We start from the raw sequence: 25,939 nt of genomic DNA on the forward strand, positions 1-25,939 counted from the left end.
TCATTAAAACCGTAAGCGATTTATTTATGCCATTGTCGGGAAAAATAACTGAAACCAACAAACTACTTTTAAAAGAACCCACATTGGTAAACAGCGAACCTTTTGAAAATGGCTGGATGATAAAAATAGAGATTGAAAACAGCCAAGAAATTGAACATTTAATGCGAAATGAAATTGATTATTACAAAAAGTAAATAAAAAAATCAGCGCACGACACAGGTTATCGTTGCACAACCCTATAATTTCACCAAAATCAACTCTATTTAGGCCTCCCGAAACGTCGGGATTATTGGCTTTGTTTTTTTTATGGGTGTGAGGGAAACCTTATGTTTTTCATTGAAAGAACCTGTAAATTAGTTGGGTTGTTGATTGTGTTATGTTTTATGAATGGAGAATTATCTTTTGGACTAGTTTTAGAGGAATAATAGGAATTGGGAAGGGATACAATCGTGCGCCAGTTGGGGAGTGGATTTTGTAGGTGTTTCGGATCTGTAAAAATTTATGAAAAATAATAGCAAAGAGATTATAATAACGAAACTTCGTTTTGATTTGGTTGTTGTTTTAACTAAAAATATGTTTCTTTGAAAATAAATATCCAATTTTATGAAACCATTTCTAATTTCGCTATTCCTTTTATGTGGATCAGTCGTTTTTTCTCAAAATTGCACTATAAATGCATATCAATCACTTGAGTATAAAAATAAAAAAGCTACTGTTTGTGGTGTAGTTACTCAGGTGCATGCTGCAAAAAATTCACAAGGTAAACCTATTTATCTGAATCTTGGTGGTGAATTTCCTAACCATTCTTTTACTGTTGTAGTTTGGGAAAGGGATCAGTCTAAATTCCAAATAGATTTAAGTGAATATGAAGGAAAGCATATAGCTGTGACCGGTACTGTTAAAGAATATGATGAAAAGGGACAGATAGTGTTGCGTGACCCCAAGAATATAAGTATTATAAAATGATTCGAAATTTTATTATCGTTAAATAAAAACGCTTCTAATCTTTTACCAACAATTGCAATTCAAAGGCTGAGAGCCTCTCGGATTCGATAACTTCATATTTTCTAAATAACCAAAACAGAGGTAGGTGACTGCAATGAAACCGTTAAACTTTGCCGAATATAATAACTCATTTTTTTCTAAGAATTATTATTCCTTTCAGATACAATCGCGCACTAGCGGGGGTTGAAAAAAAGGCTCAAAGGGCTTATGACTGAATTTTCGACCCTATTTGAAGTGATTTTGGCTTATATGGAAGGCTTTCTTTTACCTGATAAAAAATATCCATATTTAAGAATCGAAAATAATATCGTTTTAAAGCCGCTCTAGATAACAATGGATTCATTATTTTTAGTCCGAAGTGAGTTGATGCACAGACTCACGTTGTAGCACATTAAAACCGAAATCATTAGTGAACAATTTTTTTCAACTTACATTCAAACTTTTAACAATTCTATTGTTTTGTTTATACACAGATTTAACTGCACAAGAATATGAATATTTTGACGATTTAATAGAAAAAACTCAAGATGGAAAAGTCAAGATTTATTTAGATGGAGTTTTTCGTATCTCCTACAAAGATTGCTCTAAATATTACTTAATTGCAGAATTTGATGACAAACTTTTTCAATTTAAAGATTCTTTAAAAGTCTTTTACAATGGTGATAATTTATTCTTAACTGGCTCTTATCAAAATGGAAAACTAAACGGAAAATTCAATTCATTTTATAGAAACGGGGGAAAGAAAATGGAATTTGAATACACTTCAGGAAACAGAACAGGAATTTGGGAGAGCTTCTCAAAAAATGGTAAATCAATAAAAAAAGTGATTTACAAAAACAATAACGAATTCCTATTGGAACAGAGTACTGAACTAGGGGAAATTATTGTTGAGAATGGAAATGGAAAATTTATTGATAGCCTTTTTATGTCTATTTCTAGTTCTCAAAAATCCAAATTAACCGGAAACGTAAAAGACGGATTACCTGATGGAGAATGGAACTTTTATGCTGGAAACACCAATTATGGAAAAGAATATTTTGAAAATTTTACTTTTAAAAAAGGAATCTCTATATCACCAGTTTTAGGTAATGACTTGTATTATAATCATTTCAATGCAACATTTACTGGAATCGTATTTTTAGAACGACTAAAGATAATTGGACCTTCTCGATGTGACCAAAAAACGGACATTGGAGTAAATGACGAATTTTATGAAAAAATTAAAAAACGCTTCTACAAGTTGAAATTAAACGAATCAATTACTGACAATTGGTTTTTAGTGGAAATAAAAACAGGAACAAATAAAAAAATAATTGATGTATCGATTATTTCAAAAGCAGATAATGAATCAATTGATTTGATAAAAGAACTAATTTTTAGTTTAAAAAAGGCTGTTACTTTTCCTTTTAAGTACAAACCAGGTTTTGACTATTTTCCAATTGTAATTAAAAACTCAAAAATATTCACACCCTATGATAAAGAAATTGAATTATTGAGTTATAAATATTAAAAGAATAACGTGCTACAACACTGGCTATAGTTCACTGCTACGGAATTCCCTGTCGGAAACCCCAAGTATTTTATTAACTTTGAGGAATACTCGGAATAATTCTGCTTGAATTATTCCGCAGCGAAACCATAGCCAAGACTGTTAGGCAACATTTGAACAAAATTATAAATGGCAAAATATTCAGAACAACAATTAACCAATTGGACAAAACCACCAAGTGACACCGAACAAACAAAACTTGAGAATTCGGAAAAAATGGTTAGAGACGCAATAAGTTCTGACGAGAAGTTAAAAAAGAAATCAACTGAAACCTTTGGACAAGGTTCATACGCGAATAACACGAATGTTAGACTAAATAGTGACATTGACATTAACGTTTGTTACACTGGTGGATTTTTCTTTGAATTGCCAAAAGAAAAGAAAAAAGAAGATTACGGTTTAAACAATCCTTCTTCGTATAGTTTTTCGGAATTCAAAGATGATGTGGAAAATGCTTTAGTCAATAAGTTTGGCAGAAAAGATGTAAAAAGAAACGACAAGTGTATAACCATAGTCGCCAACACAACTCGAATAGAAACAGATGTTGTACCAACTTGGGAACACAGAAGATATAGTGAGAACGGAAAATATACAGTTGGGACAGAATTTAGAAGAGATGCTGGTGGTTACATAACCAATTTTCCGAAACAACATATTTCCAACGGTATTAATAAAAATAATAATACTCAAAGAAGATTTAAAAGACTAACACGCTTGCATCGAAAATTAAGATATAAAATGATTGACGATGGCGAAGCTGTAAGCGACAACATTACATCATTTTTACTTGAATGTTTAGTTTGGAATGTTCCAAATAGAATAATGACAGATTATGACACTTGGAATGAGCGTTTAAGAGAATCTATTGTCTACATTTATGGTAAAACAAAAACTGACGCTGATTGCAAAGAATGGGGAGAAGTTTCAGAATTATTTTACCTTTTTCATTCTGGTAGAAAATGGACAAGAAAGGATGTTAATGATTATATGATTTTACTTTGGGAACATTTAGAATATAAGTAATGGTAAGACACAATATTAGAGTTTTTGCATTTGCAATAATTGGATTAGCATTCTTTGTTTATGCAATTATTTTTCTAATCACCCAAAACCTTGAAAGTATCGATTTTCAAAAAGCTTTATCACATATTTCAACAACAATATCTATAAATATTATTATTTGGATGGTTTTCATTAGTTGGGCTTGGAAATTAAAAATATTCTACTCTTGGCTTGTGCAAACACCAAATTTATCTGGAACTTGGAAAGGAAAAATTAAGTCCAATTGGAATGAGGGAAAAACTAAATCAATACCAACTGAAATAATAATAAAACAAGATTTTTTTAATATTTCCGTAAGAATTAAAACCGAAGAGAGCGTTAGTCATAGTATTAGTTCTTCCTTCAACATTGATAAAGACAGTAATGTTCAACAATTATTCTATTCATATTTAAATACACCAAAAGCTGGAATTCGTGAAAGGAGTGCAATTCATTATGGTTCGACACTTTTGAATTTCGATGGCTTTAAAGTCGATAAAATGACAGGTGAATATTGGACATCAAGAGAAACGACAGGAGAAATAGAATTGAAAAGAGTTAAACAAAAGAAATAAAAACGTTGCCTAATAACTAAGCATTCGTGTGGTCGGTACGACCCAACATGAATGCAGTGTTGACTGAACCGGGATTGGTTTTCCCTTAATTGGGATTGTTGACTGCAATTTTTGATGTGGCCGCTTACCTTTCTATATTAAATTGAGTAACCGAAAATATTATGTTATTTCCTGCAGTGCGCGCAAAGTCAAATAGCATTGGCAATAATTTGATATTGCTTTAATGGAAAGAGTTTCTGTTTATTAAATTATTGCTTATGTTTCGTCTTTCCACTTCGCTCAAGATAAACTACACCGTAGGCTCTTACGATTAAAGGATTGTAGCATGCGGAACGAAAGAATGAGTAAGTGCTGAAGGTGGGGTGTTTAAATCGATCTTGAGAATTTAAGTTCAATGAGGAAAGAACACGAGAGGACTCGCGCACTAGCGGGGTGGATGGATTTCGGCTTTTGTAATTAGAAAAATTTACGGCGATCCAACAAGGTAATATAAAATTAATTATCGATTCCTTAAAACACCCTCCTTGAGGATAGTTTTATTTTATTTCCAACTTATATAATAGGATTTTGACTGGTAACCGTGATTTTTTTGTGCCGCTCTGATTTCAACCTTGAATCCTCTTGCAGCTAAATATTTTGGATAATTAAATGTATTCATTAAAGCATTACCACCGCTGAAAGGATAAATTCGTCGATAATTATATTCCACCTCGGAAATAGATTTTTCTTTAAATCCTTTCATGTCAGTGTCAATAAAATCAAAGCTGATATGTGTTTCTTCATTCTTAGCTTTTTCAATTATTGCTAAATTTAATACTTCGTAGTTTGGATGGTAATTGAAAGTTTGCATTAGAAAATCTTTATTCTCGGGAATTTTATCTGACAAACATAATTTTTCCAATATTTCTACATAATTCATATTCTCAATTAATTAAAGATTCAACGATTTTTAAACTTAAGCATATAAAGAAACTAAATCTCACGCAGATGTTTTGACTATTTTTTCAAAGAATTTTTCAAAGGTTGATTTTAAAAGATATAGTCTAATCGCTTTTTCAAGTTATTTGCCAGCAATAATTTCTAAAACGGTATTATTTGTTTAGTATCATTTTTCGTTCAAAAATCTCAACTTTAGTTTGTTTTTATTTCAACTTAACAATAACACTTTTACAACTGTTTTGAACTGTTAAAACTCTTCTTAATTAAATCTTAAAATAAATGTTATATTTGAAATTATCTCCCCTTGAAATTTATTGATAGTAATTTTTTCCTAAGAGGGAATGATATGTAATGTTTTAATTTAGGAGAAAAATTTTATTAAATAATTAATCACAAAAAGAGTATCATCTTATAAATGGCAAAAACAAAAAATAATTTTGAGCAGGACCTGTTCAAAGCAGCAGATAAATTGCGTAAAAACATAGACGCTGCAGAGTATAAACACGTAGTTTTAGGGCTTGTATTCTTAAAATACATTTCGGAATCTTTTAAAGAATTGTACGATAAATTAGAGGCAGACGAATGGTCCGATCCTGAAGACCGCGATGAATATTTGGCCGAGAATGTCTTCTTTGTTCCTAAAATGGCACGCTGGAGTCATATTCATGCACAAGCCAAGCTTCCTTCTATTGGTCAAACCTTGGATGAAGCTATGGAAGCTATAGAAAAGGAAAACAAAGAACTTAAAAACGTGCTGCCGCAGGTGTACGGAAAAGCCAATCTAGACAAAACTGCTTTGGGTGAGCTGATCGATTTGATTTCTAATACAGATTTACAAGCCGAAAATGAAAACTCTAAAGATCTCTTTGGTCGAGTGTATGAGTATTTCTTAGGCGAATTTGCCAATGCCGAAGGGAAAAAAGGCGGACAGTTCTATACTCCTAAAGCTATTGTGAGATTAATGGTTGAAATGATTGAGCCATACAAAGGTAGGGTATATGACCCAGCAAGTGGTTCTGGGGGAATGTTTGTGATGAGTGAAAAATTTGTTACGGAACACCAAGGAAACATAAAAGATATTACGGTTTATGGGCAAGAGAGTAACCAAACGACTTGGAAGCTTTCTAAGATGAACTTGGCTATTCGCAATATCAACTCTAAGTTTGTGGCTTGGAATACAGAAGGTTCTTTTTTAAAAGACGCACACCCTGACTTGAAAGCCGATTTTGTTATTGCCAATCCACCGTTTAATCAAAGCGATTGGGGTGTGGATATTTTGCAAGAGGATGCACGTTGGAAATACGGAATCCCACCCAAAGGGAATGCTAATTACGGTTGGTTACAGCATATGCTTTATCACTTAGCGCCTACGGGTGTTATGGCAACGGTATTGGCAAATGGTTCGTTGAGTTCTAACACCTCAGGCGAGGGCGATATCCGTAAAAACTTTGTGGATGAAAATTTAGTAGAGTGCATCGTAGCCTTACCAAAACAACTATTCTACAACACGGGTATTCCTGCTTGTATTTGGTTTATGCGTAGGAATAAAACTAGCGACAAAACCTTATTTATTGATGCCTCTGAACTGGGCTTTATGAAATCTCGTGTGCATAGAGACTTCTCTGAAGAAGACATTGCTAAGATTTGTGATACTTACCATAATTGGCGTGCTTCGACAGGCTCAGCATCTAAATACGAAGATGAAAAAGGCTTTTGCAAAAGCGCATCGCTTGCAGACATACAAAAACACAGCTACGTATTAACTCCTGGCCGCTATGTAGGTATTCCAGACGAAGAGGACGACGGCATCCCCTTTGAAGATAAAATGGCTGACCTTACCACAACACTTAAACAACAAATGCAGGAAGAAGAAGCCCTAAACCAAGAAATTAAAACACAACTGGCTAAAATTGGGTTTTCGTTATGAGTAGTGTAGAAGACAAAATTCCTGAAGGTTGGGTGGAAACTACTTTGGGTGAAGTTTCGATTAGAAAGCAATACGGATACACTGAAAGTGCATCTAATGAGGAAATTGGACCAAAATTTCTAAGAATTACCGATATCCAGAATGATTTTATTAATTGGAAGACAGTTCCTTTCTGTCTTATCTCAGATTCAGATTTAGAAAAATATAAACTAAAAATTGGAGATGTTGTAATAGCTAGAACAGGTAATTCTACAGGTGCTACTGCAACAATTAAAGAAGAAATAAACGCAGTATTTGCATCATATTTAATTAGATTTCAACTCAATTCAGAAATAGCTGACTATAATTTTATTGATTTTTTAGTTCGCTCAAGGTTATGGAGCGGTTTTGTTAAATCTGTAAAAAGTGGTTCAGCACAAGGTGGAGCAAATGCAAACGATTTTGCGATGTTTCCAATAAATCTCCCACCCCTCCAAGAACAAAAAGCCATAGCCGAAGTCTTAACCGCCTTTGATGATAAAATAGAAAACCTACGTGCTCAAAACCAAACCCTAGAAACCTTGGCACAAACCATTTTTGCAGCGTGGTTCCTGCCTAGCCGGCAGGCAGGTGGGAAATATCAGGTGGGGGATGAATTGCCGGAGGGTTGGCGTGTTGGTGAAATTGGTGATTTGACAGTAATTAAGAGAGGTGGCTCCCCCAGACCGATTAAAGATTATATTTCAGATTCTGGTTATAGATGGTTAAAGATTTCAGATGCAACCGCAACTGACTCTCCGTATATTTTTGAAATAAAAGAACATATTAAAGTTGAAGGATTAAGTAAAACAACCTTAAAGAAAGCAGGTGATTTAGTTTTATCCAATAGTGCTACACCAGGTATGCCAAAGTTTTTAGCTGTTGACACTTGTGTTCATGATGGTTGGATGCATTTCCCTAGCTCGATCGTATCAAATGAGTATTTGTATTTACTCTTTTTACACATTAGACCAAAATTAGTTCAACAAGGTAGCGGGAGCGTATTTGTGAATTTAAAAACCGATATATTAAGGTACTACGAAACAATTATACCATCTAATCAAGCTTTAAAAGATTTTGATAAATTAATAAAACCTGTTTTCGATAAAATTTTAAATAATTCCAAACAAATCCAATCTCTAACCAAAACTAGAGACACTTTATTGCCTAAACTCATGAGTGGGGAGTTGCGGGTTGAGGGGTTTAAAAAATAAAAGATATGGAGTATAATATATATTGTGACGAAAGCTGTCATTTACCAAACGACACTTGTGATTATATGGTTCTAGGTGGTATCTGGTGTTTAAAGGATAAGAAGGAAGAGATTTTTAAGCGGCTAAGAGAAATAAAAGTTCAACATGGATTACCTGAGAAATTTGAAGTAAAATGGAATAAAGTTTCGCCGGGAAAACTAGACTTTTATATGAATCTAATTGATTATTTTTTTGATGATGATGATCTCCATTTCAGAGGGCTTGTTGTGAATAAAACCATACTTGATCATGATAAACACAATCAAACGCACGATGAATTTTACTATAAAATGTATTTTGACTTATTGAAAGTGATATTAGAGCCAAGTAATTCATATAATATCTATATCGATATAAAGGATACGCAAGGTCAAGAAAAGGTTGACAAATTGAAAAACATTCTAAGAAATAGTCATTACGATTATGACAAGAAAATAGTCAAGAAGGTTCAACAAATTAGATCGCACGAAGTAGAGTTGTTGCCTCTTGCAGATTTATTTATAGGTGCTATAGGTTATTTACACCGCGGTTTAAAAACTAATTCCGCCAAATTAGCGCTCATAAATAGAATTCAACAAAGGTCGGGTTATAATTTATTTAGTTCCACACTTTTTAGAGAATCAAAATTAAATTTATTCATTTGGAAACCTAGAATTAGTTGAATATATGGATTTAGTTGAACTACCAGAAATAATAGAATTAAATGATTTCGGAGGAAATTTTAATGCTTTTAATGAGGCTGTATATGAAATTTTCAGAAAGGATTTTGTTATCAATAAACCGATATATAGAGGGAAACGTTTAGCCTTAAAGAAGCATCCAATAGTAAATGGTAAAGAATATACCTATTATCACTTCACACACTCTGGAGATATTGAAAATGAAAGAACTCCTGACTTTAGAAGAATGGAAAGGATAGGGTATCCAAAACCAATAATTGATCATTCCACTTCTATATCATTAAAAGTATGGCGTAATAAAAGAGGAACTAAAAACAGAATTTTAATTTTATATGAAGAAGAAAGATATGTTGTAGTTCTTGAGGATAGAAACGACTATATTTTACCTTGGACAGCGTACTTCATCGAATATAAGAACCAATTAAGAAGATTTTTAAAGGAATACGAAGCTTATAAAAATGCCGAAACCGCTGATTAAAGCGGCTTCTTTTCTCCTTTAACACATGGTTATTGAGATAGCACAAAAGTACATATAATATTCAATATAAACAAATAAAAATAGATGTTATAAACAAGCCTACAAATTATACTCAACCAAATATAGGTTTTAAAGAATAAAAAAAGAACATTGAACGGCGGTTTAAAACAAAAGAATAATATGCTAACCGAAAACACCATAGAACAATCATTAATTGAGCAATTAATTGCACAAGGCTATACTTATTATTATGGTCCAGACATTGCGCCTTTTGGTGACAATCCACAAAGAGAAAATTTTGCTTCTGTATTATTAGAGAATCATTTTAAAGATTCGCTTGAACGACTAAACCCTAATATTCCAGCATCAGCACTAGCGGAAGCTTACCAAAAAGTCATCAACCTAGGGACAGAAGATATTATGGAAAACAACGAGCGTTTTCATACTTATCTAACTAACGGTGTTACGGTTGAATTTAATAAAGAGGGACGAACGGTTGGGGTAAATGCCAGGTTGATGGATGTTGAAAATCCAACGAACAATTCGTTTTGGGTTGTCAATCAGTTGGTGGTTAAAGAAAACAATAGTGAAAAACGATTTGATGTCGTTTTGTTTATCAATGGTTTACCACTAGTCTTTATAGAGTTAAAGAGTGCTTTAAACGAAAAAGCCACGTTGCGTAGAGCTCACCAACAAATTGGTAACTACAAAACTGCGACTCCTAGTATTTTCTATTATAATTCTATTTGTGTTATTAGCGATGGTATAGAAGCAAAGACCTCTAGTTTATCTGCTCCCTTTTCTCGTTTTCTAAGCTGGCGCGCGCCTGAGCTTATAGAAAATGATCCACGTACAGAATTGCAGATTCTCACAGAACATATGTTGGATAAAACGGTGCTTGTAAGGCTAATCAGGTACTGTACTGTTTTTGAGCAAGAAGAGAAAAAAGATGAAAAAACAGGTTTAATTTTTCAAATCAAAATTAAGAAGGTTGCTGCCTATCATCAATATTACGCAGTACAAAAAGCTGTAGAACAAACCATTCGTGCTACTCATAGCGAGGATGGCGACCGTAAGGTTGGCGTAGTTTGGCATACGCAAGGAAGCGGAAAGTCATTGTCTATGGTTTTTTATAGCGGGCAAATTATTGTGCAACCAGAGATGGAAAATCCAACATTGGTAATTCTAACCGATAGAAATGATTTAGACGATCAGTTATTTAGCACTTTTGGAAATTGTAAAGATTTACTGCGTCAAACTCCCATACAAGCCACAAGCCGAGATCATATTAAAGAACTTCTTAAAGTGTCTGGTGGTGGAGTGATTTTTACAACTATTCAAAAATTTGCACCTGCGGAGGGCAATGTTTTCGATACACTATCAGAACGCACCAATATTGTGGTTGTTGCAGACGAAGCGCACCGTAGCCAATATGGTTTTAAAGCACGTGAAGTAGAAACCGATGAAGGATCAGAGATCCGTTATGGAAATGCCAAGTATTTGCGGGATGCGTTGCCTAATGCTTCTTATCTTGGATTCACAGGAACGCCAATTGAAAAAGAGGACAAAAGTACCCCTGCAGTATTTGGAAACTATATTGATGTATACGATATAAAACGAGCTGTTGATGATGGCGCTACTGTTCCTATTAGCTATGAGTCTCGATTGGTTAAAATTAAATTGGATGAAAAGACAACTGAATCTATCGATTCTGAAATAGAAGAAATAGCAGGAGTATCTGAGGAGCAATTAGAATATGCTAAAAAAAGAACGGCCAATATAGATGCTATAATTGGTCACCCAGAGCGCGTTAGAGATATAGCTGCCGATATCGTTTCGCATTTTGAAGCAAGGCAGGAAGTATTTGAAGGAAAGGCGATGATTGTGGGTATGACACGAAGGATATGTGTTTTGCTATATAATGAAATCGTCAGGTTACGCCCCGAATGGCACCATGACAATATGGACAAAGGGGGTATTAAAGTAATAATGACCAGTTCTTCAGACGATGAAGCTATTTTACAACCTCATCACACCACTAAAAGTCAGCGGAAAGATCTTGCCATTAGAATGAAGGACACCACCGACGAATTAAAATTGGTGATTGTACGTGATATGTGGCTTACAGGATTTGATGCACCAAGTTTACACACCCTTTACGTGGATAAGAAAATGCAAGGAGCTAACTTAATGCAGGCGATTGCTCGGGTAAATAGAGTTTATAAAGATAAACCTGGCGGGCTTATCGTAGATTATATTGGAATAGGTCAAGATCTTAGGAATGCTATGGCGGTTTATATGCAAAGTGGAGGTGAAGGCGCTCCTGTTGTAGACATTCGAGAAGCTATTGCTGGTATGTTAGAGAAGTTCGAAATTGTAGAGCAGATGTTTCATGGTTTCGACTATAAAGAATACTTCGAGGCTGAAACAAGCAGAAGGCTGCAAATTATTTTGGCGGGTCAGAACTTTATTCTATCCAGTGAGAAACTAAAAGATAGGTTTTTAAAAGAGGTAACGCTGCTTTCAAAGCTTTATGCGATGTCTATACCAAGCCCAGAAGCGAATGCCATTAAGGATGTGGTTGCCTTTTTTCAAGCTATAAAAAGTAGGATTAATAAATTTACAGGCAGGAGTGGGAAGTCGGATTATGAAGTAGAAACAGCTATCAAGCAAATTATTGATGATAAACTAGCTAGTGATGGAATTGTTGATGTATTTGAAGCTGCTGGTATTGAGAGTCCGAAGGTTAGTATTCTCTCGGATGAGTTTTTACTTGAGGTAAAGAATATGCAGCAAAAGAATGTTGCATTCGAGTTATTAAAGAAATTATTAAGTGATGAGGTTCGGATTCGTAAGACCCGAAATATAGCCCAAGGGAAGCGTTTTTCGGAGTTATTGGAATCGGTAGTGAAGCGTTATCACAATAATCAGATAGATTCGGCTCAAGTTCTTCAGGAGCTATCAGAAATTGCCAAAGAGATGCGATTGGAAGATCACAAGAGTGAGGAGTTAGGATTGAGTCCAGAGGAGTATGCGTTTTATAGTGTTCTTTCTCAGAATGATTCGACTAAGATGTTGGATGATGAAAAAATGAAAGAGTTAATTCACACCATTGTCGATGTTGTTAGAAACAATGCTACCGTTGATTGGAGTAAACGTGATGATGTTCGTGCAAAGTTGAGGTTAACGGTTAGAAAGATTTTAATGCGTTATGGCTACCCTCCTGATTTGGCTCGAATAGAAGCGGATAGGGTTATTGCTCAGAGTGAGAATTTGGCGGAGTTTTTTAGTGGGGTTTAGGAGAGAGGCTTTCTGATTTTACTTGATGATGAAGGAAGGTCACTCGAGTGGACTCGGACATTAGCGAGGCTAAATTTATTTTATTAGTTATTTATACAGGTGTCAATAAATAAGCACATTAATATAATTAAAGTTAAAACTTAAATCAGGGTATTGTTGGAACTTGCGGGATAACAATTATATATTTAATCTTAAAATACACTTAAAAGTGTATTTTTGTTTGCAAATTAGGTTTTTAGTGAATACATTTGAACTCGAAATATGGGATGATGAAGCTAAGTGTTGTACTTTTTACACTGTAAAGGATGAAGGTGCAGACCTTAATGAAACAGATATGTTTTTTGAGAAATACGAAAATGACGTTATTTATAAGGAGCATATTCAGCAATTAATATCCTTTGTTCTTAATGCCATTGGGGACAGACATGGGGCAATTGATGAGCTCTTTAATAGATATGAAAATGAAGTGGCTGGATTACCTTCACATGGTCATTTGCACTTGGGAGAGCTTCACTATCACTTTCCAAATTTTCCCTTACGGCTTTATGCCCTTAGAATTACAAATGAGATCGTGATTTTATTTGGCGGTGGAATAAAGGATGGAAGAACCAATCAAGAGAGCAGTTTACATTATAAATGGGTTGACGCTTGTAATTATGCGAAGAGAATCATTCAATCTTTAAAAGATGGCAGCATAGTTATCAATAAGCAGAAACGAATTTTATTATCATTTGATGGGTCATCTGATATTATCTTATAAACCAAAACTTAACAATTATGAGAAGCAAAGTAGCACGTCGAATTTTGGCTGAGACTCCAGAAGAGACAAAAATATTTGTGAATCTGTATGCAGATATTTTGGTAAGAATTAAACAACTTTTAAAGGAAAATGGGCATACTCAAAAATCCTTTGCTGAAAAGTTGGACAAACGTCCTTCTGAAATTAACAAATGGCTTACTGGGAACCATAATCTTACCTTGAAATCTATTGCCAAAATGCAGGCGGAACTTGGAGAGCCTATCATCCACGTTCCTAGACGGGTGGCTTTTTCAGAAAAGGAATCTATAAAAAGACAATTTACTGTTTATAAAAATCATCAATTTGATCCCACTGTAAAATTTGAAGAGGGTCAAAAGACGCTTAGAATACCTAAAACTTTTCAACCATTAGCCCATGCAGGAGAGTAAGTTTTGTGCTGATAAAATCGAGATTGTCGATTTCAGGATTATTAAGGGACAAATAGAAAGCCCTTTTGAGTTTGACATGTCGGCTATTGACGGTCATACTTTTAATGTTGAATTTCGGATGGGGTTCAATATTCAAGAATCTCTTGTAAAGGCAGATTTCAAGGTGTTTGTGGAGACAAAATCGACAGTTTCCACCGCTGAGGAAGCTAAGGGTAGTTTTCATTTTGTTTACACTTATTATATCCATAATTTAGAGGAACTTGCCACTAATAATTCCGAAGGTTTATTGGATGTAGATATTAATTTAGGGAATGCATTAGCTGCTATTTCTCACTCCACTTCAAGAGGTGTACTAATGACACGTTTTCAAGGGACGGCTTTAGAAAGTTTTATTATGCCGGTAATTGATCCTAAAGAGCTATTGAAACGTGACCTAGAGTAGTTTTTTTAATCATTTTTAAAATTATTTTTCTCTTCCTTCACAATTAAAGTTCATTCAAATACAACTAAAGCTTATAGAGTTCAAAAATCTATTTGTTTTCGGGAGAGGACGTAGGTACTAGCGATGGATAGATAGATGTACAATCTAAACTTGGTCACACTGTCAGATAAAATTCAAAAAGTTTTATAATGGAAGATATATTTTTAAATCCAAAATTGAAGGATTACTATATGGAGGACTTCAATAATTTGTTAATGATGGAGGAGGGGTTCTGGGCGTTAGATAATGGGTTTTTAAAAGAAAAGTTGATTGAAATTAACTCTAATCCTAATATCCAGACTTTATATTCAAAGTATGGAATTCAAGGTCCTGATGATTCAGAATCCTATATTGAGCTTGCCTTCACCCAAAATATAGAGCTTAAAATTTTTCGGTCTATTCTTCCAAATCTTATAGCAAAATATAGTTCTATTACAACGAATCTATCGAATTGTTATTATAGATACTCGACTCCAAGGGACAATGGCAACTTTAGTATTAGGGATAAAAGAGGTATAGGTTGCCTAGACAATAAAGATTATTTTAGAATAAATACAATTAAAATTCACTTAGAAGCCTATAATATTAAAACTAAAAATGAATTTTGGCAGGATCTTGCTTTAGCGTTATCTGAGTTGAAAGCGGAATAGGTACTGACGCAATACAAATGTCCTCCTACCAGTATTTCTACTAGGGAATACATAGTGATTTTGGGGGAATTAAAGAGGCTAAACTATTTACTTTAACTTGGCTCGGTAGATGTTACTTTTAAAAACTAGGTAACTGATCAACGAAGAGGAACGCGATACTCCTGAAATTTCGGAAACGCACAAGGGGGGGCTTCATTCTTGAAAATTTTTCACTGGTAATTTTTGTCAAAATTTATGTTTTGAAAGGGTATAGTAAGATTATGCCTCTATGAGAAACTATTTAGTAAGTTAATTAAATCTTGAATATCCTGCTCTTCCTGGGATTGATGACGTTTGTTGGATTCATCTGGAGTTTCGACTTGGCAAGTATTAATAATCCAATCTTTATAGAGTGGCGCTGTTTCTAATAAGTGGAGTAATGAGGTACGAATTTCGTGTTCGCAATAGACCGTAAAAGTAAGTGTAGATGGTCCATCATTGTTAGTTGGTATATTTAGTAGCGGTTTAATTCTAGGATTGTAATATTCTATATGCTTATTAAGCCAGTACAATAGCTCTTTTTGTTCAGTCTTAGGGAGTGTGTGAATTTGTTTGAGCTTATTTTCGTTGTCGGAGAACCATGGCCAGAAAGAGGGAGTTTTCATTTTTTTTAACTTTATTATTTTTGTCGTAGCCACTAACGTTTAGCATTCCGCTTAGGGGACTTTGGACACGGTGATCATAATGAATTTTTGTTTCTTTTTCGCTGAGGTTGATGGTGATGTGGGTTATCCTTCGACTGCGCTCAGAATGACAAGACCTTCGACTGCCCTTCGGCCCTTCGGCCCTTCGACAAGCTCAGGACAGGCAGCTCAGGACAGGCAGCTCAGGACAGGCAGCTCAGGACAAGCTGCTCTGAACAGGCAAGCTCAACAATCATAGAGAATTTTAGATTTAGTTTCTTAGGTTAATCTTTTGTGGTTTTAAAAGCTATTGAATTTAATTCTTGTTCAGCTCTTGAAATACCAAATTTCGTCGCTAATTTTCTCCGATCTGCCACAGCATTTAAGACCTCTTCCATTATTTATGTTGCTCTTTTTTTTGAAAGTCTGAAAAACTCTGCTACTTCCAGGGCTAAGTTTAAGTCTAAGGAATTATCTTCATCAGAAATGTTCAGATTTAAACCTGTGCCAGTTTCAATTGGATTAATATCGTATGCTAAACCCTTGTTGCCATTTTCTGAATTTTATTTATACATTTTCATCTTTTCCTTTTGGTGCTCTTTTTTTTGTGAAGATACGAGCATCTTGTAATTTCCTCCCTAATTCATCATCCTTGGCGAGAAGGAGAAAGTCTTTTTCTAAACCTAAGACTTGTAAAACTAGGAGGTACGAACCAATACTTACCGTAGGTTTTCCTTTTTCAATTGCGGATAAAGTGGGTCTGCTAATATTTGCCCGTTCCGCTATTTGTTGGGAACTAAATTTTCTTCTCAAGCGAGCGAGCTTAATATTTTCTCCCAATTTGTTGAGAATCTTTCTAGCTTTCGGTAAAATCACCATTTTCTTTTTAGTCATAACGTAAATTATATTTTACAAATATAGTGTACTTTGTAAAATATATTTAACATTAATTGGAAAATTGACTTAGATTGTTGATTGTCAAATCTTTTCTTGGGTGGTCTTTATTTGAATGCCGTAGCGGTGATTTTTTAAATAAGATTTTTTTTCATTCGGTCTAGGGATTTGGTTTGGTTATTTTTCTGTGAGCGTATATCTATGTAGGTGGGGTAGTTTTCACCAGGGTCAATATTTAGAACTTGCTGAAATAGGTCTGCTAAATCTTTTATATGTGAACTGCCTTTGTTGATTCTTCCCGTTTCGTGAAGTGTATAAATTAATTAAATCTGATTTTATCCCTGTCCAGTTCATATTTGATGAGGAGGAGGCTTTTGAAGTGATAAGCTAATTTAGAATTTTCAACTCATTATTGCGTTTTTTGATATGCAACTTATGGGCGAAAATTTTTGCTACAATAAAATCGTGGGAAGTAGAGAATACTTCATCAACACAATAGGGTAAAGCATCTGGATGAAACTTGATTATGCCATTGTAACGAAAAAAACATTCTGTATCTCTATCCGTTCTTTTGCGTTCTAAATATTGGTAGCATGCTTTATGTTTTATAAAATAGCTTTGATATTGCATTATGCGGTTTTCGATATGTTTTTAATCTTTTTATTACTGTTTTGGGGCCGGCTGGTTTGAGAGATATTCAGCATGAGATAATATATCCAGTATCTCAGGGGTTTTGGTTTTATGGTCAAAAAAAAAATAGGAATTCCTCTGCAGAAGCTAAATAGCCATTGGATGTTATTTTGATAGGTAGCTTTCACAATGTTTTTTTACTGTGGAAGATTGCCAATTCGATTTCCTCAAAAATATTTTTGGATTCGGAATTTATTTTTTGAATTTTCCGTACCAAATTGGCTATAATTAGGTTTCAGTATTTTATGGTAGGTTGCGGTTGAAGTAATTTTAGTTTTATATAAATTGGGGCGTTCTTAGAAAACTGAGGTAGAAGGATATAATAAATAAACGTAAGGGATTTTCCCTACAAAAAGTAAGGTGAAACCATACTTTTCTTATTTTAAATATGGATATTATTATTGGTCTGGAAAATTACAGTTTTGATTACCATCTACACAATATCCGACAACTTAAAACTTGACGATTATATGACGGAATTTTGTTTAAATTCTTCGGATTATAAAATGGTGGGTAAATCAAAGGAATCAAGCTATTCCTTAGCGTCTCTAATAACTTATAATCCAAATATTATAGTGTTGGATTTGGATATTTTAGATATTGACTTTGAAGAAGAACCTATTTTAAAGAATAGGGTTTTTAGGAGTGCTTGTCTTATAGGTCTGACTTCTGATTATAAGAAAGCATTCTATGCCGTAAAAAATGGTTTTACTGATGTTAGAATTAAGCCTTTCTCAAGGGAAGCATTATTTGAATCTTTATCAATTTGCAGAAATCAAATTATCAAGGAAGAGCGCATTCTAAAAATTTCTTCACCGAAAGAGGCGTACTATCTTCGTGTATCGGAGATTCTTTATTTGAAAGCAGATAACAATAATGTTGATATCCATTTAAAAGACGGGAGGATACTACCTGTTTTTAATTCTCTCAAGCATTTTGAAAATAGACTATCGGCTCCCTTTGTGCGAATTCAAAGGAGCTATATTATAAATGCCTCCCAGATTTTTAGAATCAATCGTTGTAAGCATTTTATAATGCTAAAAAAAAGAAAGGAACGGATACCTTTTTCGGAGAAATATTTGAATAATATGGAGATTTTGGAACGCTTAGTTAGAAATCGTTCTTTTTAAATTTTACCATGGAAATTTGAGGTTATACCATTGGGAGTAATGGTTTCACAAATAACAGTTTAAAACTTACTTATATTATTGACTTATTATTTTATCTTCGATGTAAGGAAGTTGTTCTTCTAGCTGGTATTCCCCAACTGGTTTTCCTTGTGCACGAGTGAATACTGATCATCAAAGCGGTGATCTGAATTATCTATTATTTCATTTAAATAATTTTATCATGAAAATTTTATCACTTTTATGTTTGATATTGCTATTATCGGGATTGTTTGTCCCGTGCACACCTACCTCATTAACTAAAACCAACGATGTACCAACAGTTGTAAACACAGGAAATGATGACAGTGTAAGGCCCGATAACGATAAGGATCAAAGAATGACTTGTAACGTAGGGTCTATTTTTAAAGGGAAAGACTTAACTAAACTTTTGTTACCCTTATATGAATTGTTTTAGAAGCGTACCATTCTTTTCTTATTCGCAGCTTAGCAGTAGTTTCATTAAGTACAATCATTTTAAATTGTAATGAAAGAATTTTGGCTGTTGTGACAGCAATAACAAAAATAGATTCACTTCTTGCTAAGGCATGGATTCAAGATTAATCCCTGAAGAAAGATTGAAAAATCTAAGAGCTGGCTATCAACAAAATACTTTGGCTAAAAATGATAGTGTTCGAATGGTTTATTATAGCAAAATTTAATGTTTGGCCGTTTTATAAAGCATTACAGCTAAAAGTAAGTATTGAAAATTTACAAGGGCTTGTGATAAGCCATATCCATCTTTCACAATATTATTTGGCTGTAAGAGATACGGTGAAGGCCAAGACTAATACTGAAAATGCTTTTGATTTGGCAAATAAAATTTATTTAAAACGCGATGTATTGGAAGCTATTTTACTTTAAGCGGAAACGAATAGTGGAAGAAGCAACTATTATTTGAAGGAGTATATAAGACTTACCGAAGAACTAAATCGGAGAGAGGTTTGAAATGAATTTACCAGGATACACAGTGAAACCGATAGTTATATTCATAAAGCCAAAAGATTGGAAGGAACACGATTGTGGATAGTTATTGGTAGTATTTTTTTGATAACAATTTTGATTTTAATTGTGGTGCTTCTTAGGCAATGATCTCAAAATATGGCATTGGAATTTGAGGTTAAACTGCAACAAGGGGATGAACAGATTTATTTATTGATTTGAAAGGAAATAGTAAGTTTATAGTAAGGGAAGCTTGATGAAAGACCCAGAATTTCAAAAGAGTTATATGATGGGATTCTAGCAAGAATTTTTGGGATTATATTGAATTGGGAGCTATTAAAGGTAGTAGGGAAAAGGGAGGTTATAGAAACGCATTGGAAGTTGCTTAATCATTTAGATTTGGTAGAAAGAGAAATGAGAAAAATTAGCCACAACTTAAGAAGTGAGATTATGCTGAGTGATACAAGATGTAATCGATGGATGGAACCGTTTATTAAAGAGAGGGGCGATAATGGCGGTTTTGAATATGAATATTATGAAAATTCTAGAATAGAATGGGGAGGGTTTTGATGATTATTTTTAAACCAATATTTATAGAATCTTGAAGGAGGCGTTAAAAATTTTCATACAGCATGCGGAAGCCTAACTAGTTTGTGTTTTCCTTAGAAAAGAAGGTGATTTTGTTAAATTGAAAACAAGTGATACTGGAAAGGGTTTTATAAGTTCCATTCGCAAATGGGATTGGTTTGCGCAATATGAAATCTTGGGTAAAAAGGTTAAAAGGGATATTTAATATTTCCAATACTGAAGGAAAAGGGACTGATATCATCGTAACAATTCCAATAAATGATAAATTATGAGTATAAAACAGTTAAATACGATAATTATAGATGACCATCCATTGCTTATTGAAGCTTATAGAAATTCTTTAATGGATATTGAGGCTGCCAATGCTACATGGAATTTTACTATTTCGGAAGCAAATAGTTGTGATACTGCTTTGGAACTTCTTGATAGGTTACAGGCTACGGGACAGCATATCGATTTGGTTTTTTTGGACATAGAAATTCCAGCGTCGAATAAGGGGACTCATTTATCTGGAGAAGATATTGGTTTAGAGATTAGAGAACGTTTTTCAAATTCAAAGATTATTATAGCGACTACGTTTAGTAATAATTACAGAATACACACTATTTTTAAAAGCATTAACCCAGATGGTTTTTTAATCAAGGGTGATATTAGTACGGGCATTTTATTACCAGCAATTCTAGATGTTTTGAGTGATCCTCCTTTTTACAGTAAAAGTGTACTGAAATACTTGCGGAAATCTATAAGTAATAATTTTTTACTTGATAAATGGGATAGGATGCTGCTGTATGAACTTTCGCAAGGAATAAAAATGAAAGAATTACCAGAAATATTACCTTTTTCTATTGCTGCTATCGAAAAGAGAAAGCGGCATATAAAATTACTTTTTGATATAGGAGAAGCGGATGACCGACAGCTTTTACTAAAGGCCCGGGAGCTTGGATTTATTTGAAATGGTCTATCGCAAATTATTAAGGATTAATGGCATTTAGGATTGTGAAATGTCTGGACATAGGTCTTTTAGGCATAGTTCTTTTAGACATAGGACTTTTAGACGTAAGACATAAGACTTCAACAATTATTTAAATTTTCTTACTTTTTCATTATTTCAATCTTACTTATGGCGGAAATTCCTTACAAATAGAAAGGTTGAACCCTTCTAATAGTAAGGCAGAAACAACCTATGTTCGTTCTTTAGTTTGTTAACTTTATGAATGTTAAGTAGAGATAGTCTTAAGTTCAAAAAATGACCTTTGTAAAATCCATATTGAAGTTTCTGAAAAAGCACTTTGTTAGTGGAGTATCTTATTTATTTGTCTTATTGTTTGTTTATGCTGCAGTTAGTAAAATTTTGGATTTTGAAACTTTTACGGTGCAATTGGCGCAGTCGCCGCTTCTTAGTGCGTATGCCAGTGTTATTGCCTGGGCAGTTCCGGGTCTGGAAATTCTCATTGCCGTTTTATTGACAATTCCCAAATATAGGACGCTAGCTTTTAATGCTGCCTTTACCCTAATGATGATGTTTACGGCCTATATTTATATCATTCTTAATTTCTCCGACTTTATCCCCTGCTCCTGCGGTGGGGTGCTGGAAAAATTGAGCTGGACGCAACATCTTATTTTTAATATTTTTTTCATAATCCTGGCGGGGGTGGCGGTCTTTTTTACTGCGCAAAGGAATAACAAAAAGACCTTGCTGATGCTGACCACCCTTGCCATTTTTGGTGTTGGTACCGTTACGATATTGTTCGCCTTTTCTGAAAAGAAGATGCATCGGAACAATGCGTTTCAGCGGAGGTATATCCCTCATCCCATTGAAAAGATACACAGTTTTGACCTAAAATATAGTTCCTATTATTTTGCAGGGATTGGCAACGGCAAGGTCTATTTAGGGAATAGTACAGCTCCTCTTTTATTGACCTTGATAGATAGCAATTTTAAGGATACTACGACCACAATGATCCAATTGGACCAAATGGATCTTCCCTATCGCGCAGTTAAACTTCATGTTCTTCCGCCAGAATTTTACGTTACCGACGGCACCGTGCCCATAATTCTGCAGGGGAAAATAAGCGATTGGAAAGCAACCACAGAAATGCAAGATGACTACTATTTTAACCACATTATACCTATTAACTCCAAAACACTAGCCCTTCAATCTACCAGTAGCGCAAACCGTGAGAACATACTTGGCGTAATTACTCTTGACGATTCCATTAAAGGAATCTTTAGCAACCAACTCCTCGAAAAACAAATTGACGGCCGATTTGATACCGATGGCCGATTAATCTATAATGCCAATCTAGATAAACTCATATTTACCTATTACTACCGTAATGAATATATGGTTATAAATCCCGATTTAAAGCTAGAACATCGCGGAAGAACCATTGATACCATTAGTGTGGCGCAACTCAATATAGCAGAGAACAGCGCTAAGGGCCAACGTAAATTGGGTGGTAATACTGTTTTGGTGAATAGAAATACAGCCACCACAAAAGAACTTTTATTGGTCGATTCCCCCCGACTCGGAAAGCTGGAGCCAGAGAATATGATCGACCAGGCTAATATAATAGATGTATATAGGCTCACCGACCAAAGCTATCAATTCAGTTTTTACTTATACAAACATGAAAATAACAAGGCACGCGAGATTTTAATAAGTAACGGAATGCTATATGCGCTCCAAGGTAATTATTTGGTGGCTTATAAAATTGTTGATAGACATTTTGAATAAACGAATTTTCTTGCAAGAACAGGGATGAGATCGAAAACCTGTAGAAGAGAGTAGGTCAATATTTATAAATTTAAATTTTAGAAATCATGCGAAATTTAAAATTCAAGTTTTTGTTACCTGTGGCGGCCTTTATGCTTGCTATTGCAGCGGCCTTTGCCTCACAGGACTATGGTAAGGAGGAAACAGCCCTAGTGCAGGGTTACATTTACCAAAACGGTGTCTGCGTTCCCCATGGGAAATGTGATCTGACAAGTAACGCAACTTGTACAGACAACACAGGTAGAATTGTTTTTGGTAAGAATGGACCAACGACTTGTTCCTTGCCTTTATTTATGAACTGGCAACCTTGATTTGCCTAAAAAGGAGATGCCCCAAATGGGGCATCTTTTAATTTATAACTACTAATTTATTTTTACTTTTTTAAATATGTATTGAACCAATCTTGAATTCTTCTTGTAAGATCCTTTTGATTTTTTTGTACTGCAAGAGAATGGCCTTCGTTTTCATAAATCAGTAATTCCACTTCCACACTTAGGCGGCGCAAGGCTAGGTACATGGCCTCGCTTTGATGCCAATTTACCTGATAATCCTTGTTCCCCGTCCAGATCAGAGTAGGGGTCTTTATGTTCTGAGCATATTCCACAGGCGAGTTCCGCTTATAAAGTTCCTTGGCCTCATAAAAACTTTTGCCCATCTGCCACTGATGGTCCTCATAATGCCAATGTTCCGCCCTGCCAGTGTCCCTGTTTATGGTGTGATAGGTTGTTGTAAGATCAAAAACCCCTGCGCCCACCACGGCAGCAGCAAATAGATCTGTCTGTGAGATAATAAAAGCACTCTCATAGCCCCCAAAGGAATGGCCAATCAGTCCCAAGGCATCTTTGTTTACAATTCCCTTTTCCAAAACTTTATTCACCGCCTGTGTAACACAATCCATTGCTGACATCCCAGGGTTTTCCTTTTGGATTAAAATATCAGGTTCCAGTACAAAATACCCAGCCGCTGTAAAATTCCTGTAATTATAACCCGTTCCGTTATGGTCACTTGGGTTCTGGTATTTTTGATATTTATATCCTATCATTTCGTATACGTGCACTATCATTGGGTATTGTTTTCCCGCTTCATAATTATCGGGATAGTGGAGAATTCCGTGCAACTTTTGTCCTTGATCATTTATGTAGGTAATCAATTCCGTTTTGCCAATAAAAAATTTATGCTGTTGTTCATTTGATTGCACCAAGAGCTTGGCTTCTTTTCCTGATTTTTTCCAGAGTGCGGGTGGCGCGTCACTACTCTCTTTCACATAAATAACGGAATCGGTAAATTTTGCCTTTCTCAATTCGGAGATTCTTCCGGTTTCGTTTAAATAATTCGCTACATCACTATTTGGATTCAATAAGGCAAATCCTTTATTGAAAAGGGAGTCCTCCGTTGATAGAATAATAGGCTTGGCAAAATCTTTCGGCTTAATTCGGGATATATCGGATAGGGAGTGAAATCCATTATAAAGGCCTTTGTACTCCCTATAACATATTCCTTTTTCCCGACCATCTGTGAGGCGCATTGCCGACTTTCCTTCTATATTGATTTTCCACACATCAAATTCATCGTAAACCAAAAAATCCCCTGTGGTAGTCCAACCCATTGTGCCGAAGGGAGTAATTGCTATGGTATGTGGAGCATACTCGTAGGTTAGGGGAAAAGGTAGGTTTTCTGTACTATTAAAATGTTCTCTTTTTTGGATGTCATACAACCACCAGTCACCATCTTTAAAATAGGCTATATACCTACCCGAGGGATCAATACTGATATAGCCCAAGGCTGTTTCTAAACCCTTGGACAATAAGGATGTATTCCCTGTCTCCAGCTCGGTTATATAAAAATCGGATTGGGGAGATTGCCTGTATTGCGGTTCGTAAGTCAAGAGGTTAAAGCTTAGGGCATACTTTTGTTCTCCTGTAAGAATGACCTCCGGCCGTTCTACTGTGCCTATTTGAAACACTTTTTTTTTTTTTGGCCACCAAACTGCCAGCCTATCTGCCTTGTTATATTCCCAGTCCAATTGCTGCCTCGTATATATCCATTTGTCCGTCCCCTTCCAGACCTGTACTTTTATGCTGTCTTTCGGTTTATCATTTGAATCATTGTCTGGTATATGGGTCCAAAAAAATATCCGTTCCCCATCCTTTGAAAAGGAAATGTCTAGTTTGCTTATTGCTAGCCTTCCATTTTCACGTAGGTCTATATTGTCTAATTCCCATAGCCTCGGTGTGTTTTTATCTTCAAAATAATAGAGTCGCTGCCCCGAATTTTGGGTGCTTTCAATAAATACTAAGCCATCCCCAGATTCGTTCCAAGTGGGGTACAAGAATTCTGATTTTTCTGTTTTAATAATAACAGACTGTTGTATATTCTCTAACCGCAACAAGGCTATTGATGTCTCGGTGGCATCCTTGCTTATTAGCAAAGCCCGTTTTCCTAGGGAGTCAAATTTAAAGTCTCTGATTCCTTTTAAAATTGTCGTTTGGTCTTTTTCCAGATTCCATAATTTTAAATATCCCTCTTGCTGCTGCGGATTATAAAGCGCAAGGAAATTCCCAGTACTATCAAAATCAAAGCGTTGCGCTTCCATTTCCCAGACCGTCTTGCCTGTAGATAAATTGAGTACCCCAATTCCTTTTTGATCATCTTTAAAAGCGAAATATCCGGTCTTTTTAGAGGGTTGGAATTGTGCGCTATGGGCATTGGGAAACTGATATTCCGTCTTGCCGTCAAGGCTCAAAACAAACAAGGTGTCCGCTGCCTTTTCATAGTCTATTTTATAGGAAGTCCATAAACCATCCCCTGAAATTTGGGTGTTTCTCAAGTGGTGCCACATATCATAATCCTTTGGTTGCAACAACGATTTTGCTGGCCCTTGCTGCCCCAAAATGGGGCAGGAGGCCAAAACAAACATGAAAAAAAGTATGGGGAGCTGGCTAATTGTCTTATCATAAGAGCGTATAGTTTTATTGATAGCGTTCATTAGTATCCAGGATTTTGTGGGTTGAGGTTTGGGTTTAGTATGACTGGAGTGTCTATATTTGTTGTGACAACTTAATTAAGCCCTAAATGATTAAATTTAACATATGGCAAGAAAACATGAAAACGATTTTAAGGTTCTAATCGTAGAATTA

27 protein-coding genes are annotated in these 25,939 nt (G+C 34.9%); 21 read left to right on the forward strand and 6 right to left on the reverse strand.

Annotation, left to right across the window (positions count from 1 at the left end; translation table 11 throughout):
- The first annotated feature begins 2 nt into the window (after nt 1-2).
- The 5 genes from FHP04_RS12850 (at nt 3) to FHP04_RS12870 (ending at nt 4,170) form a co-directional block, all read left to right on the forward strand.
- Complete coding sequence (locus tag FHP04_RS12850) at nt 3-194, forward strand: glycine cleavage system protein H (RefSeq protein ID WP_262710120.1); 192 nt, start codon at nt 3-5, stop codon at nt 192-194.
- Between the two features lie 409 nt (nt 195-603).
- Nucleotides 604-966 (forward strand): OB-fold nucleic acid binding domain-containing protein, encoded by a 363-nt coding sequence (locus FHP04_RS12855; protein ID WP_139856545.1) that lies wholly within the window; start codon nt 604-606, stop codon nt 964-966.
- A 448-nt stretch (nt 967-1,414) separates the two neighbouring features.
- Nucleotides 1,415-2,515: a toxin-antitoxin system YwqK family antitoxin gene (locus FHP04_RS12860; RefSeq protein ID WP_139856546.1), complete on the forward strand. Its 1,101-nt coding sequence runs from the start codon at nt 1,415-1,417 to the stop codon at nt 2,513-2,515.
- A 168-nt stretch (nt 2,516-2,683) separates the two neighbouring features.
- The gene (locus FHP04_RS12865) at nt 2,684-3,577 is read left to right on the forward strand and encodes a nucleotidyltransferase domain-containing protein (protein ID WP_139856547.1); all 894 of its coding nucleotides are present in this window, start codon (nt 2,684-2,686) and stop codon (nt 3,575-3,577) included.
- Nucleotides 3,577-4,170, forward strand: coding sequence for a Cap15 family cyclic dinucleotide receptor domain-containing protein (locus FHP04_RS12870; protein WP_139856548.1), 594 nt, complete (start codon nt 3,577-3,579; stop codon nt 4,168-4,170). Before FHP04_RS12865 ends, FHP04_RS12870 begins: the two co-directional genes overlap by 1 nt.
- Nucleotides 4,171-4,711: 541 nt before the next feature.
- On the opposite strand, the gene FHP04_RS12875 is transcribed toward FHP04_RS12870, so the two are convergent.
- Nucleotides 4,712-5,089: a hypothetical protein gene (locus FHP04_RS12875; protein ID WP_139856549.1), complete on the reverse strand. Its 378-nt coding sequence runs from the start codon at nt 5,087-5,089 to the stop codon at nt 4,712-4,714.
- A gap of 435 nt (nt 5,090-5,524) precedes the next feature.
- On the opposite strand from FHP04_RS12875, the gene FHP04_RS12880 reads away from it, so the two are divergent.
- From FHP04_RS12880 to FHP04_RS12920, 9 genes are all read left to right on the forward strand, one after another.
- Nucleotides 5,525-7,036, forward strand: a complete 1,512-nt coding sequence (locus FHP04_RS12880; protein WP_139856550.1) for a class I SAM-dependent DNA methyltransferase — start codon at nt 5,525-5,527, stop codon at nt 7,034-7,036.
- Nucleotides 7,033-8,268 (forward strand): restriction endonuclease subunit S, encoded by a 1,236-nt coding sequence (locus FHP04_RS12885; RefSeq protein ID WP_139856551.1) that lies wholly within the window; start codon nt 7,033-7,035, stop codon nt 8,266-8,268. Before FHP04_RS12880 ends, FHP04_RS12885 begins: the two co-directional genes overlap by 4 nt.
- 5 nt (nt 8,269-8,273) lie before the next feature.
- Nucleotides 8,274-8,969, forward strand: coding sequence for a DUF3800 domain-containing protein (locus FHP04_RS12890; protein ID WP_139856552.1), 696 nt, complete (start codon nt 8,274-8,276; stop codon nt 8,967-8,969).
- Nucleotides 8,970-8,973: 4 nt separating this feature from the next.
- Complete coding sequence (locus FHP04_RS12895) at nt 8,974-9,465, forward strand: hypothetical protein (RefSeq protein WP_139856553.1); 492 nt, start codon at nt 8,974-8,976, stop codon at nt 9,463-9,465.
- A 180-nt stretch (nt 9,466-9,645) separates the two neighbouring features.
- A complete protein-coding gene (locus FHP04_RS12900) occupies nt 9,646-12,765 on the forward strand; it encodes a type I restriction endonuclease subunit R (protein WP_139856554.1) in 3,120 nt (1,039 codons plus the stop codon).
- 238 nt (nt 12,766-13,003) lie between these two features.
- A complete protein-coding gene (locus FHP04_RS12905) occupies nt 13,004-13,525 on the forward strand; it encodes a hypothetical protein (RefSeq protein WP_139856555.1) in 522 nt (173 codons plus the stop codon).
- Nucleotides 13,526-13,542: 17 nt separating this feature from the next.
- Nucleotides 13,543-13,953: a helix-turn-helix domain-containing protein gene (locus FHP04_RS12910; RefSeq protein ID WP_139856556.1), complete on the forward strand. Its 411-nt coding sequence runs from the start codon at nt 13,543-13,545 to the stop codon at nt 13,951-13,953.
- Complete coding sequence (locus tag FHP04_RS12915) at nt 13,940-14,395, forward strand: hypothetical protein (RefSeq protein WP_139856557.1); 456 nt, start codon at nt 13,940-13,942, stop codon at nt 14,393-14,395. The genes FHP04_RS12910 and FHP04_RS12915 overlap by 14 nt, the downstream gene beginning before the upstream one ends.
- Before the next feature lie 188 nt (nt 14,396-14,583).
- The gene (locus FHP04_RS12920; RefSeq protein WP_139856558.1) at nt 14,584-15,084 is read left to right on the forward strand and encodes a hypothetical protein; all 501 of its coding nucleotides are present in this window, start codon (nt 14,584-14,586) and stop codon (nt 15,082-15,084) included.
- A gap of 266 nt (nt 15,085-15,350) precedes the next feature.
- Here FHP04_RS12920 and FHP04_RS12925 read toward each other — a convergent pair whose 3' ends face one another.
- The 4 genes from FHP04_RS12925 to FHP04_RS14840 form a co-directional block, all read right to left on the reverse strand.
- The gene (locus tag FHP04_RS12925) at nt 15,351-15,728 is read right to left on the reverse strand and encodes a hypothetical protein (protein WP_139856559.1); all 378 of its coding nucleotides are present in this window, start codon (nt 15,726-15,728) and stop codon (nt 15,351-15,353) included.
- Nucleotides 15,729-16,313: 585 nt separating this feature from the next.
- On the reverse strand, nt 16,314-16,640 hold the full coding sequence (locus FHP04_RS12930; protein WP_179951789.1) for a helix-turn-helix domain-containing protein: 327 nt from the start codon (nt 16,638-16,640) through the stop codon (nt 16,314-16,316).
- A gap of 134 nt (nt 16,641-16,774) precedes the next feature.
- The gene (locus FHP04_RS14835; protein ID WP_139856569.1) at nt 16,775-16,960 is read right to left on the reverse strand and encodes an RteC domain-containing protein; all 186 of its coding nucleotides are present in this window, start codon (nt 16,958-16,960) and stop codon (nt 16,775-16,777) included.
- Nucleotides 16,961-17,027: 67 nt separating this feature from the next.
- Complete coding sequence (locus FHP04_RS14840) at nt 17,028-17,285, reverse strand: RteC domain-containing protein (RefSeq protein ID WP_394344276.1); 258 nt, start codon at nt 17,283-17,285, stop codon at nt 17,028-17,030.
- A gap of 515 nt (nt 17,286-17,800) precedes the next feature.
- Here FHP04_RS14840 and FHP04_RS12945 point away from each other — a divergent pair.
- The 7 genes from FHP04_RS12945 to FHP04_RS14845 all read left to right on the forward strand — a co-directional run bounded on the left by FHP04_RS12945 (nt 17,801) and on the right by FHP04_RS14845 (nt 23,113).
- Nucleotides 17,801-18,460, forward strand: a complete 660-nt coding sequence (locus tag FHP04_RS12945; protein ID WP_139856561.1) for a LytR/AlgR family response regulator transcription factor — start codon at nt 17,801-17,803, stop codon at nt 18,458-18,460.
- 220 nt (nt 18,461-18,680) lie between these two features.
- Nucleotides 18,681-18,914 carry a hypothetical protein gene (locus tag FHP04_RS12950; protein ID WP_139856562.1) on the forward strand — a complete coding sequence of 78 codons (234 nt, stop codon included), beginning with the start codon at nt 18,681-18,683 and terminating at the stop codon, nt 18,912-18,914.
- A 206-nt stretch (nt 18,915-19,120) separates the two neighbouring features.
- Complete coding sequence (locus FHP04_RS12955) at nt 19,121-19,360, forward strand: hypothetical protein (RefSeq protein ID WP_139856563.1); 240 nt, start codon at nt 19,121-19,123, stop codon at nt 19,358-19,360.
- Nucleotides 19,361-19,708: 348 nt separating this feature from the next.
- Complete coding sequence (locus FHP04_RS12960) at nt 19,709-20,008, forward strand: hypothetical protein (RefSeq protein WP_139856564.1); 300 nt, start codon at nt 19,709-19,711, stop codon at nt 20,006-20,008.
- A gap of 286 nt (nt 20,009-20,294) precedes the next feature.
- Nucleotides 20,295-20,978 carry a response regulator gene (locus FHP04_RS12965; protein WP_139856565.1) on the forward strand — a complete coding sequence of 228 codons (684 nt, stop codon included), beginning with the start codon at nt 20,295-20,297 and terminating at the stop codon, nt 20,976-20,978.
- Between the two features lie 294 nt (nt 20,979-21,272).
- Nucleotides 21,273-22,763 carry a MauE/DoxX family redox-associated membrane protein gene (locus tag FHP04_RS12970; protein WP_139856566.1) on the forward strand — a complete coding sequence of 497 codons (1,491 nt, stop codon included), beginning with the start codon at nt 21,273-21,275 and terminating at the stop codon, nt 22,761-22,763.
- An 86-nt stretch (nt 22,764-22,849) separates the two neighbouring features.
- Complete coding sequence (locus FHP04_RS14845) at nt 22,850-23,113, forward strand: DUF6520 family protein (RefSeq protein ID WP_394344275.1); 264 nt, start codon at nt 22,850-22,852, stop codon at nt 23,111-23,113.
- Nucleotides 23,114-23,175: 62 nt separating this feature from the next.
- On the opposite strand, the gene FHP04_RS12975 is transcribed toward FHP04_RS14845, so the two are convergent.
- Complete coding sequence (locus tag FHP04_RS12975) at nt 23,176-25,788, reverse strand: S9 family peptidase (RefSeq protein ID WP_139856567.1); 2,613 nt, start codon at nt 25,786-25,788, stop codon at nt 23,176-23,178.
- Nucleotides 25,789-25,939 lie beyond the last annotated feature (151 nt).

The organism is Aequorivita sinensis (assembly GCF_006346335.1).
Lineage (GTDB): Bacteria > Bacteroidota > Bacteroidia > Flavobacteriales > Flavobacteriaceae > Aequorivita > Aequorivita sinensis.

Excerpts from the sequence above, each read along its gene's own strand:
- FHP04_RS12900 (WP_139856554.1), top strand. The coding sequence starts at position 9,646 with ATGCTAACCGAAAACACCATAGAACAATCATTAATTGAGCAATTAATT.
- FHP04_RS12965 (WP_139856565.1), top strand. The coding sequence starts at position 20,295 with ATGAGTATAAAACAGTTAAATACGATAATTATAGATGACCATCCATTG.
- FHP04_RS14845 (WP_394344275.1), top strand. The coding sequence starts at position 22,850 with ATGCGAAATTTAAAATTCAAGTTTTTGTTACCTGTGGCGGCCTTTATG.
- FHP04_RS12955 (WP_139856563.1), top strand. The coding sequence starts at position 19,121 with ATGATAGTGTTCGAATGGTTTATTATAGCAAAATTTAATGTTTGGCCG.
- FHP04_RS12930 (WP_179951789.1), bottom strand. The coding sequence starts at position 16,640 with ATGACTAAAAAGAAAATGGTGATTTTACCGAAAGCTAGAAAGATTCTC.
- FHP04_RS12975 (WP_139856567.1), bottom strand. The coding sequence starts at position 25,788 with ATGAACGCTATCAATAAAACTATACGCTCTTATGATAAGACAATTAGC.
- FHP04_RS12885 (WP_139856551.1), top strand. The coding sequence starts at position 7,033 with ATGAGTAGTGTAGAAGACAAAATTCCTGAAGGTTGGGTGGAAACTACT.
- FHP04_RS12925 (WP_139856559.1), bottom strand. The coding sequence starts at position 15,728 with ATGAAAACTCCCTCTTTCTGGCCATGGTTCTCCGACAACGAAAATAAG.
- FHP04_RS12870 (WP_139856548.1), top strand. The coding sequence starts at position 3,577 with ATGGTAAGACACAATATTAGAGTTTTTGCATTTGCAATAATTGGATTA.
- FHP04_RS12920 (WP_139856558.1), top strand. The coding sequence starts at position 14,584 with ATGGAAGATATATTTTTAAATCCAAAATTGAAGGATTACTATATGGAG.
- FHP04_RS12910 (WP_139856556.1), top strand. The coding sequence starts at position 13,543 with ATGAGAAGCAAAGTAGCACGTCGAATTTTGGCTGAGACTCCAGAAGAG.
- FHP04_RS12895 (WP_139856553.1), top strand. The coding sequence starts at position 8,974 with ATGGATTTAGTTGAACTACCAGAAATAATAGAATTAAATGATTTCGGA.
- FHP04_RS12970 (WP_139856566.1), top strand. The coding sequence starts at position 21,273 with ATGACCTTTGTAAAATCCATATTGAAGTTTCTGAAAAAGCACTTTGTT.
- FHP04_RS12950 (WP_139856562.1), top strand. The coding sequence starts at position 18,681 with ATGAAAATTTTATCACTTTTATGTTTGATATTGCTATTATCGGGATTG.
- FHP04_RS12915 (WP_139856557.1), top strand. The coding sequence starts at position 13,940 with ATGCAGGAGAGTAAGTTTTGTGCTGATAAAATCGAGATTGTCGATTTC.
- FHP04_RS12865 (WP_139856547.1), top strand. The coding sequence starts at position 2,684 with ATGGCAAAATATTCAGAACAACAATTAACCAATTGGACAAAACCACCA.
- FHP04_RS12890 (WP_139856552.1), top strand. The coding sequence starts at position 8,274 with ATGGAGTATAATATATATTGTGACGAAAGCTGTCATTTACCAAACGAC.
- FHP04_RS12855 (WP_139856545.1), top strand. The coding sequence starts at position 604 with ATGAAACCATTTCTAATTTCGCTATTCCTTTTATGTGGATCAGTCGTT.
- FHP04_RS12945 (WP_139856561.1), top strand. The coding sequence starts at position 17,801 with ATGACGGAATTTTGTTTAAATTCTTCGGATTATAAAATGGTGGGTAAA.
- FHP04_RS12880 (WP_139856550.1), top strand. The coding sequence starts at position 5,525 with ATGGCAAAAACAAAAAATAATTTTGAGCAGGACCTGTTCAAAGCAGCA.
- FHP04_RS12875 (WP_139856549.1), bottom strand. The coding sequence starts at position 5,089 with ATGAATTATGTAGAAATATTGGAAAAATTATGTTTGTCAGATAAAATT.